This is a genomic window from Sulfitobacter sp. UBA1132 (assembly GCF_002311545.1).
GTDB lineage: Bacteria > Pseudomonadota > Alphaproteobacteria > Rhodobacterales > Rhodobacteraceae > Sulfitobacter > Sulfitobacter pontiacus.
Genome location: NZ_DCAN01000008.1, coordinates 1 through 13698, shown reverse-complemented (window position 1 = coordinate 13698; position 13698 = coordinate 1). Strand labels below are relative to the sequence as shown.

Genomic DNA, 13698 nt, shown 5'->3' with positions numbered 1-13698 from the left:
AAGACAAACGACCCGAAACAGCGGCGGGTTCCCGAAACACCCTTGGTATATGCGCTGCAAACACGTCCAAGGCCGCAAGCGCTTTGTGTGAAATGAGCAACAGCGCCATAATTCCGCCAGTTTCAGAAACCATTAACGATGGCAGAGAAATTCGAGAGATGCAGAGCGTACGACCCTCTGTGCAGGACTGAGTGACAGGGCAACGATGACAATTCCGCGCAAGCTAGCCTACTTCCAACTGTTTACCCTTTGCGTCTGCATCGGGCTTTCCTTTTTGTTCTTCTTTGTGGCGGGCAATACTGTGCAGGTCCAAGCGCAGGACAGGTTTCACGCGCTGGTCAGCCAAGGGCTGTCGTCAATGGGGCGGCGCGCCGACGAATACGGCAGGACGCTCGACGGTGTCGCGGGCTTTGTCGCTGCCTCTGACGAGGTGACGGCGCAGGATATGGAGACCTACGCTACGTCGGTCCATATTGCAGACGGTTCCTACGTGCTGGACGCCATCGGCTTTGCCGTCCCTGTGTATGACGAAACCGACGGCACGCTGAAGGATTTCGTGATCCAGCGCGCCACACCGACGGAAAACTTCGCCGGCATGGTCGGGACAGAGTTTTCAAGCAACGCAGATCTTCTGGCCACGGCCCTCGCCACCTATGCAAGTGGCAAGACGCTTTCGACAACCCCTGCGCTCCACGGTGAAAACTGCCATGCCCTGCTGATCAAACCGATTTTCCGCCCTGCCGCCGCTTCTGACGGCACCCGCGATCCTGATGCGGCGTTTCTGGGCGTCGCCTTTGCGATGGTCGATGTGGACGAAATCTTTAGCGATCTCTTCGCCGCGCAAAATGACCTCATCACGCTGGATGTGTCCTTCTATGATGAGAATGGCGCCCCGTTCCAGCACCATCCAACCGTCGCCAGCGATGCCCCCGCCCCGGCCTTTGAATTTTCAGGTAACCATACGGGCTATGGCCAACGCATGACCCTGCACTGGGCCAGCACCCCGGCCTTCGAGGCCGCGCAACCGAACAACGCCAAATGGATCGTGCTGGCGCTGTCGCTGACCATCACGGCGCTGATCCTGATCATCCAGTCGGTGATCCTGAAACGTAATCTGACAATCAACCAGACGGTGGCCGACAAAACCCGCGAGCTTGAGACGCAACACCAAGAGAAACGATCGATCCTCGAAAACGCGATGCTGCCGATTATCTCGGTCCGGCAATCGGGTGAAATACTGCATCTGAACGATGCCGCGCGACAGCATCTGATCGCTGCCGGGCACCGCAAGGACGCGACGGGCGACTTCGTGCAAGACCTGCTGCCCGAGGTCGACATCCACCGTGCCGACGGCGGTGTGAAAGTCGTGGTGCCGCCCCACAAAGGTACGACAGAACCCCGCACACTTGAGGTCGAGAAGAACACCTGGCTTACCGCCGACGCAGAGACGCGTATCACCTTGATGCTGCGCGATATCACCGACAGCGAGCGCCGCACGCTCAAGATCGCGGAAACCGAACAACGGTGGAGCCTCGCGCTCAGCAGTGCACATATCGGGGTCTTTGACATTGATCTGGAAAATGGCACATCTGTGGTGTCGGACACATGGCGCGACATCATGCACCACCCCGCTGACCCCGCCTGTCAGAACCCCTATTACGATAAGATGCAGCATGTGCATCCCGACGATGCGGCGGTGGTCAAGAAGATCGAGCTCGCCTGTCTGAACGGGATGACCGACCGCGCCGAGGCCCGCTTTCGCATCCGCGTCGGTCAGGACAACTGGCGCTGGATCAAATCGGATGCGGTCGTGGTAGAGCGGGCGAAGAACGGGCGCGCCCTGCGGATGCTGGGTATCCAGATCGACATCACCGAAAGCAACAAGCTTGAACAGATGAAGCACGACTTTGTCGCCACCGTCAGCCACGAACTGCGCACGCCGCTGACCTCTATCAAGGGGGCGTTGGGGCTGCTCGAGGCCCAGACACAGGACGATCCGGATGCCGGCGCGGTGCGTCTGGTGCAGATCGCCACGGCCAACTGCGACCGGCTTGTCGCGCTGGTAAATGACATTCTGGACATGGAAAAGATCAACGCAGGCAGCATGACCGTTGTGCCGAAACCGGAGAAGCTGGGCGATATCGTCACCCTCGCCGCCGAGCAGGTAGAGCCTTATGCCAGCGAATGGAAGGTCGAGATCGACGTAGACACGCCCGATCCCGACCACCACGTGCTGACCGACAAGAACCGGATCATGCAGGTGCTGACCAACCTCTTGTCCAATGCCTGCAAGTTCGCCTACCCCGAAACCGCCGTGACAGTGACCACAGCGCCAGTGGGCGACATGACCAAAATCTCTGTCACCAATCTGGGTAACGGCATCTCAGAGGAGTTCCGCGAACGCATCTTCCAGCCGTTCTCGCAGGCCGAAGCATCGAACACGCGACAGCGCGGTGGCACCGGGCTTGGGCTCAATATCTCGCGCCATCTGGTAGAGGCCATGGGCGGCGAAATCGGGTTCGACAGTGTGCCGGGGGAGGAAACCGTATTCTGGTTCACCTGCCCCTCGATCGAAGACCCCGACGTGGCGATGGTGGCCTAAAGCGCCAGATCGGCGATCAACATGTCCTTGGTGTAATCGGCCTTCAGCTTGCGCGGCCCGTTGCGCCCGCCTTCGACCACGATAAAGCTGTCGCCCAGCGCATAGGCGAAATCGGCATTCTGTTCGACCAATACAATCGCCATGTCGCCTTGGGTGCGCAGCAACCGCAGCGCATCCCCGATCTGCTGGATCACATTGGGCTGGATGCCTTCAGTCGGTTCGTCCAGCAACAAGACCCGCGGTCGCGTGATCAGCGCCCGTGCGATGGCAAGCTGCTGCTGCTGCCCGCCCGACAGATCCCCCCCGCGCCGCGCCTTCATATCCCGCAAGACAGGGAACAGATCGTAGATGTGATCGGGAATGCGATGCTCGGCCTTGGGTAGGCAGGCAAACCCCGTCTCAAGGTTCTCTTCAACCGTCATCATCGGGAAAACCTCGCGCCCCTGCGGCACATAAGCAATGCCCGCATTCGCCGCCTGAAAGGCTGTGGTCAAACGCACTGGCGTCCCGTCAACGGTGATCGTGCCCGCCGACGCCGGATGCCGCCCGGCAATCGCCTTGAGCGTCGATGTCTTGCCCACCCCGTTGTTGCCGATCAGGGTTGTAATCTGCCCCTTGGGAGCCTGAAAGGACACCTCGTAAAGAATGCGGCTTTGACCATAGTGCAGGTCCAGATTCTCAACTTCAAGCATGGCCACGCCCCAGATAAACTTCGATCACTTTCGGGTTGGATGTCACGTGGTCCAGACTGCCTTCGGCCAGCACCGATCCTTCGTGCAGCACCGTGACCTTGCAATCGAGCCTGCGCACGAATTCCATGTCATGTTCCACCACCACCACGGCGCGGGTCTTGGCGGCGCGTTTCAGGATATCGGTGGTCTTTTCGCGTTCCTCTACCGTCATGCCGGCGGCGGGTTCGTCGACCAGCAGCAGACGCGGCTCCTGCGCCAGTAGCATGCCGATTTCAAGCCATTGCTTCTGCCCGTGGCTCAACTCTCCGGCGATGCGGGTCAGGCTGTCGGTCAGGCCGATCTCTGCCGCGATGCCTTCGATCCGCGCGGCGTTGGACGGCGTTTTACGGTGCAGCAGGACGGCCAGCGGCCCACGCGGGTTCTTCAGCGCCATGGCAAGGTTCTGCCGCACGGTCTGCGCTTCGAACACGGTGGGTTTCTGAAACTTGCGCCCCACCCCTTCGTTCGCGATATCCGCCTCTGACATACCAAGCAGCGATATATTCCGCTCTCCCCAGACGACATGGCCGCTATCGGGGCGCGTCTTGCCGGTGATGATGTCCATAAAGGTGGTCTTGCCCGCCCCGTTCGGCCCGATCACAGCGCGCAGTTCCGGCTCTGCGATCTGGATCGACAGGTTGTTGATCGCCTTGAACCCGTCAAAGGATTTCGACACGCCGGAGACTTCTAACAGGGTATCGTTCATGACGGTTTCCTCACCAGATAATCAAACAGGCCGCCGATCCCCTTGGGGAAGAACAAGGTGACGCAAACAAAGGATACGCCAAGCAGTACCAGCCACCAGTCGGTCCATAGGATCGTATAGAACCCCAGATTGATGGCAGGGGCACCGCCGCCCGTGAACCAGCTGGACAGCAAGGATACGAATGCCGCCCCGATCACCGCGCCGTAAAGCCGCCCGCGCCCGCCAATCGCGACCCAGACCGCCAGATAGATCGATGCAATCGGCGCGATCTCTGCCGGGTTGATGATACCCGCCTGCGGGTAATAAAGCGCCCCGGCGATACCGGCGATCACGGCGGTCAGGGTAAAGATAAACAGCTTGTAGCGTTCCACACGGTAGCCAAGGAAGCGGACGCGGGCCTCGTTATCGCGGATGCCTTGCACCACGCTGCCCATTTTGCCCGATACCACCCATGCAAAGAGGATATACCCAAGCGCCAGCGCCAGCGCCGACCCCATAAAGAACACAAGGCTGATGGTCGCCTGCGAGGTGTCTTCGTACCCCGGAATATTCTGCAAACCGGAAAGCCCGTTGTTGCCGCGCAGACCACTGTCGTTCTGGAACAGCCACAGCGACAGCGCCAGCGTCATCGCCTGCGTCAGGATCGACAGGTAAACGCCCGTGACACGGCTGCGGAACGCCAGCCAGCCAAAGATTAGCGCAAGCAGCCCCGGCACAATCACCACCATCAGCAATTGCAGGAACAGGCTGTCGGAAAAGGCCCAGAGCCACGGAAAGTCAGAGCTGCCAACGACGCCGAAGATCTGGTTACCGATGGCGTCCTGCACCTCTTGCGGTGTGGGCGGGATCACCTGACCTTCGAGGCTCGACAACACGATGCCTTCGGTGCGTGCATACATCAGCCACATGCCGATGGCATAACCGCCGATGCCGAAGAAGGCGAAATGCCCGAGGCTCAGGATACCGCAGTAGCCCCAGACCACATCCATCGCGATGGCGATCAGACACAGGCACAGCGTTTTGCCCAAGGTCTTGACCATAGAGGTAGAGATAAGGCCCGTGCCTGTCGCCTCTGACCCGATGGCGACCGCGAGGGTAAACAGCCCCAACAGCGCGATGAACCACAGGACGGAAGGGTTTTCGGAAAGGAATGTTTTACGCATGGATCAATCCGCCGCTGCCCGACCCTTTTGGGCAACGATGCCCTTGGGACGGAATTGAATGAACAGGATGATGAACAGCACCATATAGGTCTGTGCCGCGAGGGTATTGGACGGGTTGAACCATTCGATCCCCTTTTGCAGGAACCCGATAAGCGAGGCCCCGGCCAGCGTGCCCCAGACGTTCCCGACGCCGCCCACGACCACGGTCATGAACGATTGCACGATGTAATCGGCCCCCATCTCGGACGTGACCTTGGCATAAAGCCCGATGGCCACCCCCGCGATCCCCGCGATGCCCGAGCCAAGGCCAAAGGTCATCATGTTGATGCGGTCGGGGTTGATGCCCATGCTGGCCGCCATACCGGGGTTCTGCGTCACGGCGCGCACCTCTAGCCCCAGTCGGGTGCGTTTGAGCACAAACAGGATCAGCCCCAGGAACAGCAGCGCCAACACGAAGATCGCGATGCGGATATAGCTGATCTGGATCACATCCGAGATCACCCAAGCCCCGTCCAGCCAAGCCGGAGAGGTCAGCGGGCGGGCCTGCGTGCCAAAGATGTTCTTGGCCAGTTGCTGCAAAGCGATAGAGATCCCGAAAGTCGCCAGCAGCGTCTCTAGCGGACGGTGGTAGAGGTGCCGGATCACCAACCGCTCCATCACCACACCGGCGGCGAATGTGACCGCAAAGGCCAGCGGCAGGGCGATGATGATCGACAGCGTGTAATCGGGCACGAACAGCTGCACGACATAGCCGGTATAGGCCCCCATCATGATAAACTCGCCATGGGCCATGTTGATGACCCCCATGACGCCAAAGGTGATGGCAAGGCCGATAGCGGCAAGGAAATAGATCGACGCGAGCGACAGCGCGTCCAGCGTCAGGTCCAGCGTCTGTGCCGCGGCGACGCGGGTCTCGATACTGTCGAGCGCGGCCCGCGCGGCATCTGTGACGGCGCTGTCGGGCTCATCATACACCTCGTAGAACGTCATGCCCGCGATGGCAGCTTGCCGGTCCCGCGTGGTCACCAGCGGCGGTACGGTGCCCGCAGCGGCAAGTGCGGCATAGGCCGTCGCACGCGCCGCATCGGTATTCAGCCGCGCTGTCGGGATACCACCCACACGCCCGTTGACAACGTTCGCCGCCAAAGCGTCGCGGATCGCGGCGGGGGGCACCCGCGCCGGGGCCAGATCAGCCGCCACAAGCTGCGCATAGGCCGCATCGGGTGAAATATCCTCCCCTGGCGTCAGCACCCGCGCGACGTTGCCGCTGGGTGTTTCAGACGGCGTCGCTGTTTTGGTCGATAGAATCTGGTTCATCACCGCCCGCGCCTCGATCGAGGTATCGCTGGCCATTGATGTGATCGCGGCGATACGATCGGCGGCTGTGTCGCCAAAACTGGCAGAGAGGAAGTTGGTCAGCTGGATCTTGCGGGCCTTCAGCGCCGCGTCTGTCTCTGCCTCGATCGAGGCGCGCAGGGGGGCCAGTTGGTCCGCCTCCGGGCGGCGGGCGATGGAATCGACCGCACTTTGACGGCGTGCAAGATCAAGGTCGGTCAGTTGGAACTGCACAAGCGCGGTGCCGATCAGGCGGCGCACTCCGCCATTGGGTTTCAGCTGCGAAAACCCGCTTGCCGGTGCCGTGCTTTCCGCATCGCTGTCGATATCGCGCAAGGCCAGCGTGTCGCCTGTCTCGGTGCCGAAAAAGAACACACCATCCGCGTCGCGTTGCCAGACCCCTTTGTCCTGCCAGCGTTCAAGAAACGCGCTGACCTGCGGCGCACCGGAGGCAACCAGATCATCCAGCGCGACAGAGACAGAGCTGCGCGAGGGTTTGGCAATTTCATCGGCATGAGCTTGAAGCACGGGCTGCAAATCTTGCGCCTGTGCCGTTCCCACGATGCCCACCCAACAGAGGAGCATTAACAGGTGGCGGAACATAGGGAACCCTTGTGGTAAGTCTGGGAAATAAGGTGATGGGGCGGCCAGTCAGCCTGCCCGCCCCGGCGTTCAGGATCAGTAGTTAGAGGTCAGCTGAACGCAGGTTTCCGTTTCGGTGTTGTACATGCCGCATTCCAGATCTTTCCAATCGGAGGTCAGCACAGCGCTTTCGGGCAGGAAGTCTGTCCAGGCATCGCCGGGCACCGGATCGGTCTGGCTAATGATGTCGAACTGACCGTCTGCCGTGATCTCGCCGATCAGCACGGGTTTGGACAGGTGGTGGTTCACCAGCATCTCGGCGGTGCCGCCGGTCAGGTTCGGGAAGGTCTGCCCGTACATCGCGCTGCGCACGGCATCGACATCGGTGGTGCCAGCCTGTTCAACCGCATTCACCCACATGTTGAAGCCGATGTAATGCGCCTCCATCGGGTCATTGGTCACGCGTTTGTCGTCGCCGATGGATGTTTTCCACTGTTCGATGAATTCAGCGTTTGCAGGGGTGTCTGCGGACATAAAGTAGTTCCACGCCGCCAGATGCCCGACAAGGTTCGATGTATCGAGCCCCGACAGCTCTTCCTCGCCCACCGAGAAGGCAACGACGGGGATATCATCCGCCGACACATCCGCCGCTGCGAGCTCTTTGTAGAAACCGATGTTCGCGTCCCCATTGATGGTCGACACAACGCCCACCTGCTTGCCGTCCTGACCCAGTGCCACGACATCGCCCACGATCGTGGCCCAATCGGAATGGCCAAACGGGGTGTAGTTCACAAAGATGTCTTCTTCGGCAATGCCCTTGGACATCAGATAGGATTTCAGAATGTTATTGGTGGTACGCGGGTAGACATAGTCGGTCCCGAGCAGGGCGAATTTCTCGACCCCGAGCTCTTCGAGGAAGTAATCAACCGCAGGGATCGCCTGCTGGTTGGGCGCGGCACCCGTGTAGAACACGTTCTTGGACGATTCCTCGCCCTCGTATTGCACGGGGTAGAACAGCAGGCCGTTCAGCTCTTCGATCACGGGCAGCACGGATTTGCGCGACACAGAGGTCCAGTTGCCAAAGATCACGTCGACCTCGTTCACGGTCAGCAGCTCGCGCGCTTTCTCTGCGAACAAGGGCCAGTCGGAGGCAGGGTCAACCACGACCGCCTCAATCTCGCAGCCCAAGACGCCACCCTTTTCGTTCTGCGCGTCGATCAACATCAGCATGGTGTCTTTCAACGTCGTCTCGGAAATCGCCATGGTCCCCGACAGCGAGTGCAGCACGCCGACCTTGACCGGATCGGCACAGTCCTGCGCCATCACCAGCGAGGTGGAGCCCATCAATGCAGCGGTCGCGCAGGCGGCGAGTTTGGTGAATGTTGTCATCTTCTATCCCCTGTTGGCGCTGCTACCCCGCGCGTCAGAACGCACTTTTCCGGGGCCCCCAAGCACGTTAGACAGGAGGCGCAGCATATTGTTGTGATCGTCGCATGGCTTGTTACATCTGCCAGGATCGCTTGCCGTGCGACGGTGTTGCCTGTGTCGGCACAAGGCCAAGATGCCTAGGGCAGTGGCGGAGTCGCTAGAAAAAATGGCATGTCACAGGACACGCCCCTAGCCGCGCCTCATTTTTTGGCACCAAAGATCGGGATCGCTTAAAATGTAACCGGCAGACACACGGCTACGGGGAAAGGCGCGCGACAAGCGCGCGCCGCCACCTTCGCCTTAGGGGGTAACGCGCGCGGCGGAGGTCGCCTGCCACGCCCGCAACATCGGCAGCGCACAAAGGGCGACCCCGATGAGAAAGGACAGGCTGTAGCCCAAACCGGCCAGATCGTTCTGCGGCATGGCGATCAGCACGCCGCCAAAGAACAGCGCCACCCGCATCGGTAGCGCCCCACGGCCTTCAATCGGGCCGACAAGGCTGATGTAACCCTGCAGCGCCGCCGAGATCAGGGTCACCCCGATCATCGCACAGCTCAGCGCGACGACGACCTCCCACGCGGGGGCCTGACCAATCAACGCAGGATTCAGCACAAAGAAGAAGGGCGCGATATAGATCACACCGCCAAGGCGCATCGCCTCGAACCCCGTGGCAATCGGGTTGGACCCCGCCATGGTAGAGGCCGCAAAAGCCCCAAGCGCTACCGGAGGTGTGATATAGCTGACCATGCCCCAGTAGAGAATGAACAGATGCACTGCCAGTTGGTTCAGCCCGCCGGCCTCAAGCGCGGGGGCCAGCACCACCGCAAGGAAGATATAGCAGGCGGTCACCGTCATGCCCATGCCGAAGATAAAGGCGGTGATCGCCCCCATCAGCAACAGGATCAACGTGCTGTCGCCAGCCAGAAACACCAGCTCGTTCACCAATGTGCCCGCCAGCCCCGTGGCCGAGAACGACCCCACGATCAGCCCGACGCCCAGCAGGATCGCGGTCAGTTCTGACAGCCCCATGCCGACACCGACGATCATATTGCCAAGGCGGCTCAGGTTCAGACGATGGCTGGCGCGGAACTGGTTCACCACCAGCAGCAGCGCCGTCGCATAGAAGGGCGCAGAGGATTCCTGCCGCAGCCCGATCATCATATAGAGCAGCAGCGCGAAAACGAAGATATAGGGCCAGCCTTCGATCATCACCTGACGCAGGCGCGGAAGGTCAGGCTTGGGCAAACCACGCAGCCCGCGTTTTGCGGAGTAGGCGTCGATCTGCGCGAAAAGCCCCCAGTAGAACAGAATGCTCGGAATGGCGGCAGCCAACGCGATTTCGACATAGGGGCGTGACAGGAAGGACGCCATGACAAAGGCCGTCGCCCCCATGATCGGCGGCATCAATACCCCGCCAGTCGAGGCACAGGCCTCTGTCGCGGCGGCGGTCTTGGCCGAGAATCCGGTCTTGCGCATCGCGGGGATCGACACCGCACCCGTGGTCAAGACATTCGAGATGACAGAGCCGGACATCGATCCCATAAAGCCGCTGGCAAAGATAGAGACCTTCGCCGCGCCCCCGCGGTAGCCGCCCACAAGCCCAAGCGCCAGATCGTTGAAAAACTGCCCGCCGCCTGTCCGTTGCAGCACCGCGCCGAACAGGATGAAGCCGATGACAACACCGCCGAACGCCTTCATCGGAATGCCGAAAGAGCTTTCGGCGGAATAGATATGGTAAGGTACCGTTTGCAGAAACGTGCTCTGAAAGCCCGAAAACGGGTCCGGCACGTGGCCCGCGAAGGTTGGATAGAACGCAAAGAGCGTGACAATCAGGAACAGCACCAGCCCCCCTGCCCGTCGCGTTGCCTCCAGGATCAGAAAGAAGAATATGACCGAAACATATTGCGCCGTTTCAGGGGCTGCATATTCCCACCCCTGCGACAGGTTCTGCTGCGCGGTCTGCGCCAGATAGCCCGTGGTCCCGACCGAAGCGGCAAACAGCACCCAGTCCAGCGGTGTCGGCTCCCCCCCCTTGCCGCCGCGGGCCTGAAAGATAAGGAACGTCAACGCCATGAACATCCCCCCGAGGATATACAGATACCGCCCGTCGATCAGCACAATCCCGAAAAGCTGAAGGTTGAAAAGCTGGTTCACCACCAGCACCAGCGACAGCAGCGTCGTGATCACCACGACCCAACGTGCCACCCCCGAGATCCGCTCTGCCGGGGTGGCACCGTCAATCGCCACCTCCTCGAACTTCGGCTGCGGGGCGCGCGATGTATCGGGATCGGTCATAAAAACGCTTTCATATTAGGGGGTACGGGCCGGTAAGCGGCACAGCAGGAACGGGCCGGCACCATGACCAGCCCGCCCCGAACTTTGGAAAGGTTTAGAAAACGACAGAGAACCCGCCGTCTGCCAAGGCCTTGCGGCGCGCCTCGGACCAAGCGGCTTCCCAGTCAGAGGGGTTGGACGCTTTCGTCGCTTCCCATGCCGCGGCCAGCGCTTCTTGGCGTTTCACAAGTTTGTCGTTATGCGCCTGCGCGGTGTCGGACCAAGCGCCCACTTCTGCGAAATAGCGGATCGCCCCTTCGTGGTAGGGCACCACCCATTCCATGTTCTGCTTGTCCAGCGCCCAGCCACCGATGCCGGGGGAATTGCCGTCATATTTCGGGAACAGCTCTACCATCGCCTTGGTCATATTATAGACCAGCGCTTCGTCCGTGGCCGCAATCGAGGTCAGCACCGGATAGGCATAGCCCGCGCCCTGATAGCCGTCGGTCCCGTCGATGGTGGCCCCGACCTTGGCTTTGTTCAGCGTGAAGAAGGGGGCAATTTCCTGCATGCGGGCGAAACCCTCGGTGTCGTCGGGATCAATCGGCGGCCAGAACAGCCCGCGCGGCCCCGCTTCGGCCTCATATGCCTTGCCCGAATTGGTCGACGCGAAAGCCGCATCGACCTGCCCTTCGATCAGGCCGGTCCAGCTGGCCCCGAACCCCCCGAAATCAACCCGCTCCACATCGTCCCAGGTCAAGCCGCCATAGGCCAGATAGGCTTCGGTGTTCACGTTCAACGCAGGGGCACCCACGATATAGGACACGCGCTTCCCCTTGAGGTCGGCATAGGTCTCGATCCCCAAATCGCCCGCGACACCGACCGCAAGGTTGATCGCGCCGCCGTTGTTCGCCAGCAGCACGCGGATCGGCTGCGGGCCCCAGTTTTCGGCCCCGAAATCAAACACACCTTCCTGCGCCATAAAACTACCGCCCACACCCGTGGCCGAGAATTCAACCCGCCCCTGTCGCAATGGTTCTGTGCGCGACACGTCGTTCTTGCCCGGCAGCACGCGCAGGTTCACCCCCGCGGCATCTTGCAACGCAGCACCGATTGCCACGGCCTGATTATAGCCCGCCGACCCGGTGTCATAGGCTGTCCAGCTCAGTTGACGCGGCAGGTCCAGATCCTGCGCGACCCCCATGGAAGCCGTGAACCCAAATGCCACGACCGTCGTCTTCAATACGTTCATATCTTTCCTCCCAGAAATTCCTGCGGCGCTAAACATTCGCGTCTGCGGCAGGGTTAGCGGCCCGTTTTCTTGTGAAACGTGGTTCCGCCCTTTGGAAGAGGATAAGAGCCCGCCTTTCCTTGAGTCAACAAAAGACCGCGAGAGGCGCGATTGCGCAGGGTGACGTCAATCAGAGGTAGAGCAGAGATGTTCTGACGCGGGAACACCCGCCTTGCGCGCCGCCTCCGACAGTTGCGCCAATGTGCCTGGATCCAGCGGAATACCCTTGGCCGATCGCTCTGCCGTGCTGCGCCTTTCGGGGTCGCCGGGGAATTGCACCCCCGCCGTGCCGGGCGCTGCCGGGGATGCCTTGACCCAATCTGTATAGCTGTCCACATCCACACCAAAGCTTTGCGCAAGACCAAAGACATTCGGATCGATCAAGATCGCCATCATGTTGTTCACGATCCGGTCGGGCACCTCGCGCTCGGGCGCATAGGCCCCGCCCCCGCTGAACGATCCACCCAAGATATCCCCCAGCAAGGCGAGCCCGAACCCTTTATGCTGCCCGAAGGCCGTCAACGCCCCGCCAGCACCGTCAAATACCACCGACGGATCGCGCGTGGCATTGCCCTGCGCATCAATCAACGCTCCTTCGGGCGCAGGCTTGCCGCTAAGCTGAGCGACACGCGCCTTGCCCATGGCGATGGTACTGGTCGCCATATCCAGCACAAACATCGGATGCTTTTCGGTCGCCGGTATCGCCGTGCAGTAAGGATTCGTGACAAACCGCGCATCACTGCCGCCGAAGGGTGCCACGAGGGGGCGCGCGGACTGAACATTCGCGTAAAGGATGCAGATAAACCCCGCCTCTGCCGCCATAATGCCCCAGTCGCCCAACCGCCCAAGGTGGAAGCTGTTGCGCAAGGACAGCATCGCGAAATGGTGGGCCTGCGCACGATCAATCGCCAGCGTCATCGCCTGCTCTGCCACGATATGGCCAAAGCCACGGTTGCCATCGACCAAGAGGAACGGCCCCTTGTCCTGCACCAGCTCGATATCGGCCGCAGCGTCCAACTGCCCTGCAAGAATACCGTCCACATAGGCGGGTATCATCCCCACCCCGTGACTGTCATGCCCCGCCAGATTAGCCCCCACCAACCGCGCCGCAACCTTCGCCGCCCGCCCTGCATCCTTCCCTGCATGCGCCAAAATAGCCGTCGCAAAATCCGTCAACCGCCCCGCATCAACCGCCATCGGTCTGTCCTCCCCCAAATATGCTGTCCACGCCGCCTCTCCCAAAGCGAACGCCCACGATCGCAGCCTCGCGCCAAGAAGCGGAAACTGCAAGCCGGAGGGTCATCGGAAGCGGAAGGAGCCAACGCCGGCGTCTACGGCGGGAAAGTTTTCAAGGGGGGAATTTAAATGGTGCCCAGGGGCAGCTTGGGTTTCCCGGACGCGCTCCCGTTTAAGCAGGTTGAAGAAGCTCTCAGGCAAGTCTTTGTCCGCCATTGGTCCGAGGACAATGGACGCGCGCATTGTCATGGCAATTCCCGCGCCTGCTCATCGAGTGTTCGATATTGTGGGCCCGCAGAAACGCCGCCCAGTCCTTGCTGGTGTATTGGGCGGATTCAACCGGTCGTCGC

At 60.9% G+C, this 13698-nt stretch carries 9 protein-coding genes and 1 pseudogene; 1 reads left to right on the top strand and 9 read right to left on the bottom strand.

Translation table 11 applies throughout. The features are described from left to right. Positions 1 to 205: 205 nt before the first annotated feature. Positions 206 to 2602: a PAS domain-containing sensor histidine kinase gene (locus B4F27_RS06130; RefSeq protein ID WP_286759154.1), complete on the top strand. Its 2397-nt coding sequence runs from the start codon at positions 206 to 208 to the stop codon at positions 2600 to 2602. Here the strand turns inward: B4F27_RS06130 and urtE are convergent. From urtE to B4F27_RS06085, 9 genes and pseudogenes are all read right to left on the bottom strand, one after another. Further along, positions 2599 to 3294, bottom strand: a complete 696-nt coding sequence (gene urtE, locus B4F27_RS06125) for an urea ABC transporter ATP-binding subunit UrtE (protein ID WP_286759153.1) — start codon at positions 3292 to 3294, stop codon at positions 2599 to 2601. The genes B4F27_RS06130 and urtE overlap by 4 nt on opposite strands. After that, positions 3287 to 4039 (bottom strand): urea ABC transporter ATP-binding protein UrtD, encoded by a 753-nt coding sequence (gene urtD, locus B4F27_RS06120; RefSeq protein ID WP_037943507.1) that lies wholly within the window; start codon positions 4037 to 4039, stop codon positions 3287 to 3289. The genes urtE and urtD overlap by 8 nt, the downstream gene beginning before the upstream one ends. After that, positions 4036 to 5202: an urea ABC transporter permease subunit UrtC gene (urtC, locus tag B4F27_RS06115; protein ID WP_286759152.1), complete on the bottom strand. Its 1167-nt coding sequence runs from the start codon at positions 5200 to 5202 to the stop codon at positions 4036 to 4038. Before urtC ends, urtD begins: the two co-directional genes overlap by 4 nt. A 3-nt stretch (positions 5203 to 5205) precedes the next feature. After that, positions 5206 to 7140, bottom strand: coding sequence for an urea ABC transporter permease subunit UrtB (urtB, locus tag B4F27_RS06110; protein ID WP_286759151.1), 1935 nt, complete (start codon positions 7138 to 7140; stop codon positions 5206 to 5208). 75 nt (positions 7141 to 7215) lie between these two features. Continuing rightward, positions 7216 to 8508 (bottom strand): urea ABC transporter substrate-binding protein, encoded by a 1293-nt coding sequence (gene urtA / locus B4F27_RS06105; RefSeq protein ID WP_005851848.1) that lies wholly within the window; start codon positions 8506 to 8508, stop codon positions 7216 to 7218. A 339-nt stretch (positions 8509 to 8847) separates the two neighbouring features. Continuing rightward, positions 8848 to 10842 (bottom strand): TRAP transporter permease, encoded by a 1995-nt coding sequence (locus B4F27_RS06100; RefSeq protein WP_286759150.1) that lies wholly within the window; start codon positions 10840 to 10842, stop codon positions 8848 to 8850. Between the two features lie 94 nt (positions 10843 to 10936). Further along, entirely contained in the window at positions 10937 to 12073 is a 1137-nt protein-coding gene (locus B4F27_RS06095) for a TAXI family TRAP transporter solute-binding subunit (protein WP_286759149.1), read from the bottom strand. Positions 12074 to 12238: 165 nt separating this feature from the next. After that, positions 12239 to 13309 (bottom strand): malate/lactate/ureidoglycolate dehydrogenase, encoded by a 1071-nt coding sequence (locus tag B4F27_RS06090; protein ID WP_286759148.1) that lies wholly within the window; start codon positions 13307 to 13309, stop codon positions 12239 to 12241. A gap of 195 nt (positions 13310 to 13504) precedes the next feature. Beyond that, positions 13505 to 13698, bottom strand: a pseudogene (locus tag B4F27_RS06085) (hypothetical protein); the annotation flags it as partial.

Excerpts from the sequence above, each read along its gene's own strand:
- urtD (WP_037943507.1), bottom strand. The coding sequence starts at position 4,039 with ATGAACGATACCCTGTTAGAAGTCTCCGGCGTGTCGAAATCCTTTGAC.
- B4F27_RS06090 (WP_286759148.1), bottom strand. The coding sequence starts at position 13,309 with ATGGCGGTTGATGCGGGGCGGTTGACGGATTTTGCGACGGCTATTTTG.
- B4F27_RS06130 (WP_286759154.1), top strand. The coding sequence starts at position 206 with ATGACAATTCCGCGCAAGCTAGCCTACTTCCAACTGTTTACCCTTTGC.
- urtB (WP_286759151.1), bottom strand. The coding sequence starts at position 7,140 with ATGTTCCGCCACCTGTTAATGCTCCTCTGTTGGGTGGGCATCGTGGGA.
- B4F27_RS06100 (WP_286759150.1), bottom strand. The coding sequence starts at position 10,842 with ATGACCGATCCCGATACATCGCGCGCCCCGCAGCCGAAGTTCGAGGAG.
- urtC (WP_286759152.1), bottom strand. The coding sequence starts at position 5,202 with ATGCGTAAAACATTCCTTTCCGAAAACCCTTCCGTCCTGTGGTTCATC.
- urtE (WP_286759153.1), bottom strand. The coding sequence starts at position 3,294 with ATGCTTGAAGTTGAGAATCTGGACCTGCACTATGGTCAAAGCCGCATT.
- urtA (WP_005851848.1), bottom strand. The coding sequence starts at position 8,508 with ATGACAACATTCACCAAACTCGCCGCCTGCGCGACCGCTGCATTGATG.
- B4F27_RS06095 (WP_286759149.1), bottom strand. The coding sequence starts at position 12,073 with ATGAACGTATTGAAGACGACGGTCGTGGCATTTGGGTTCACGGCTTCC.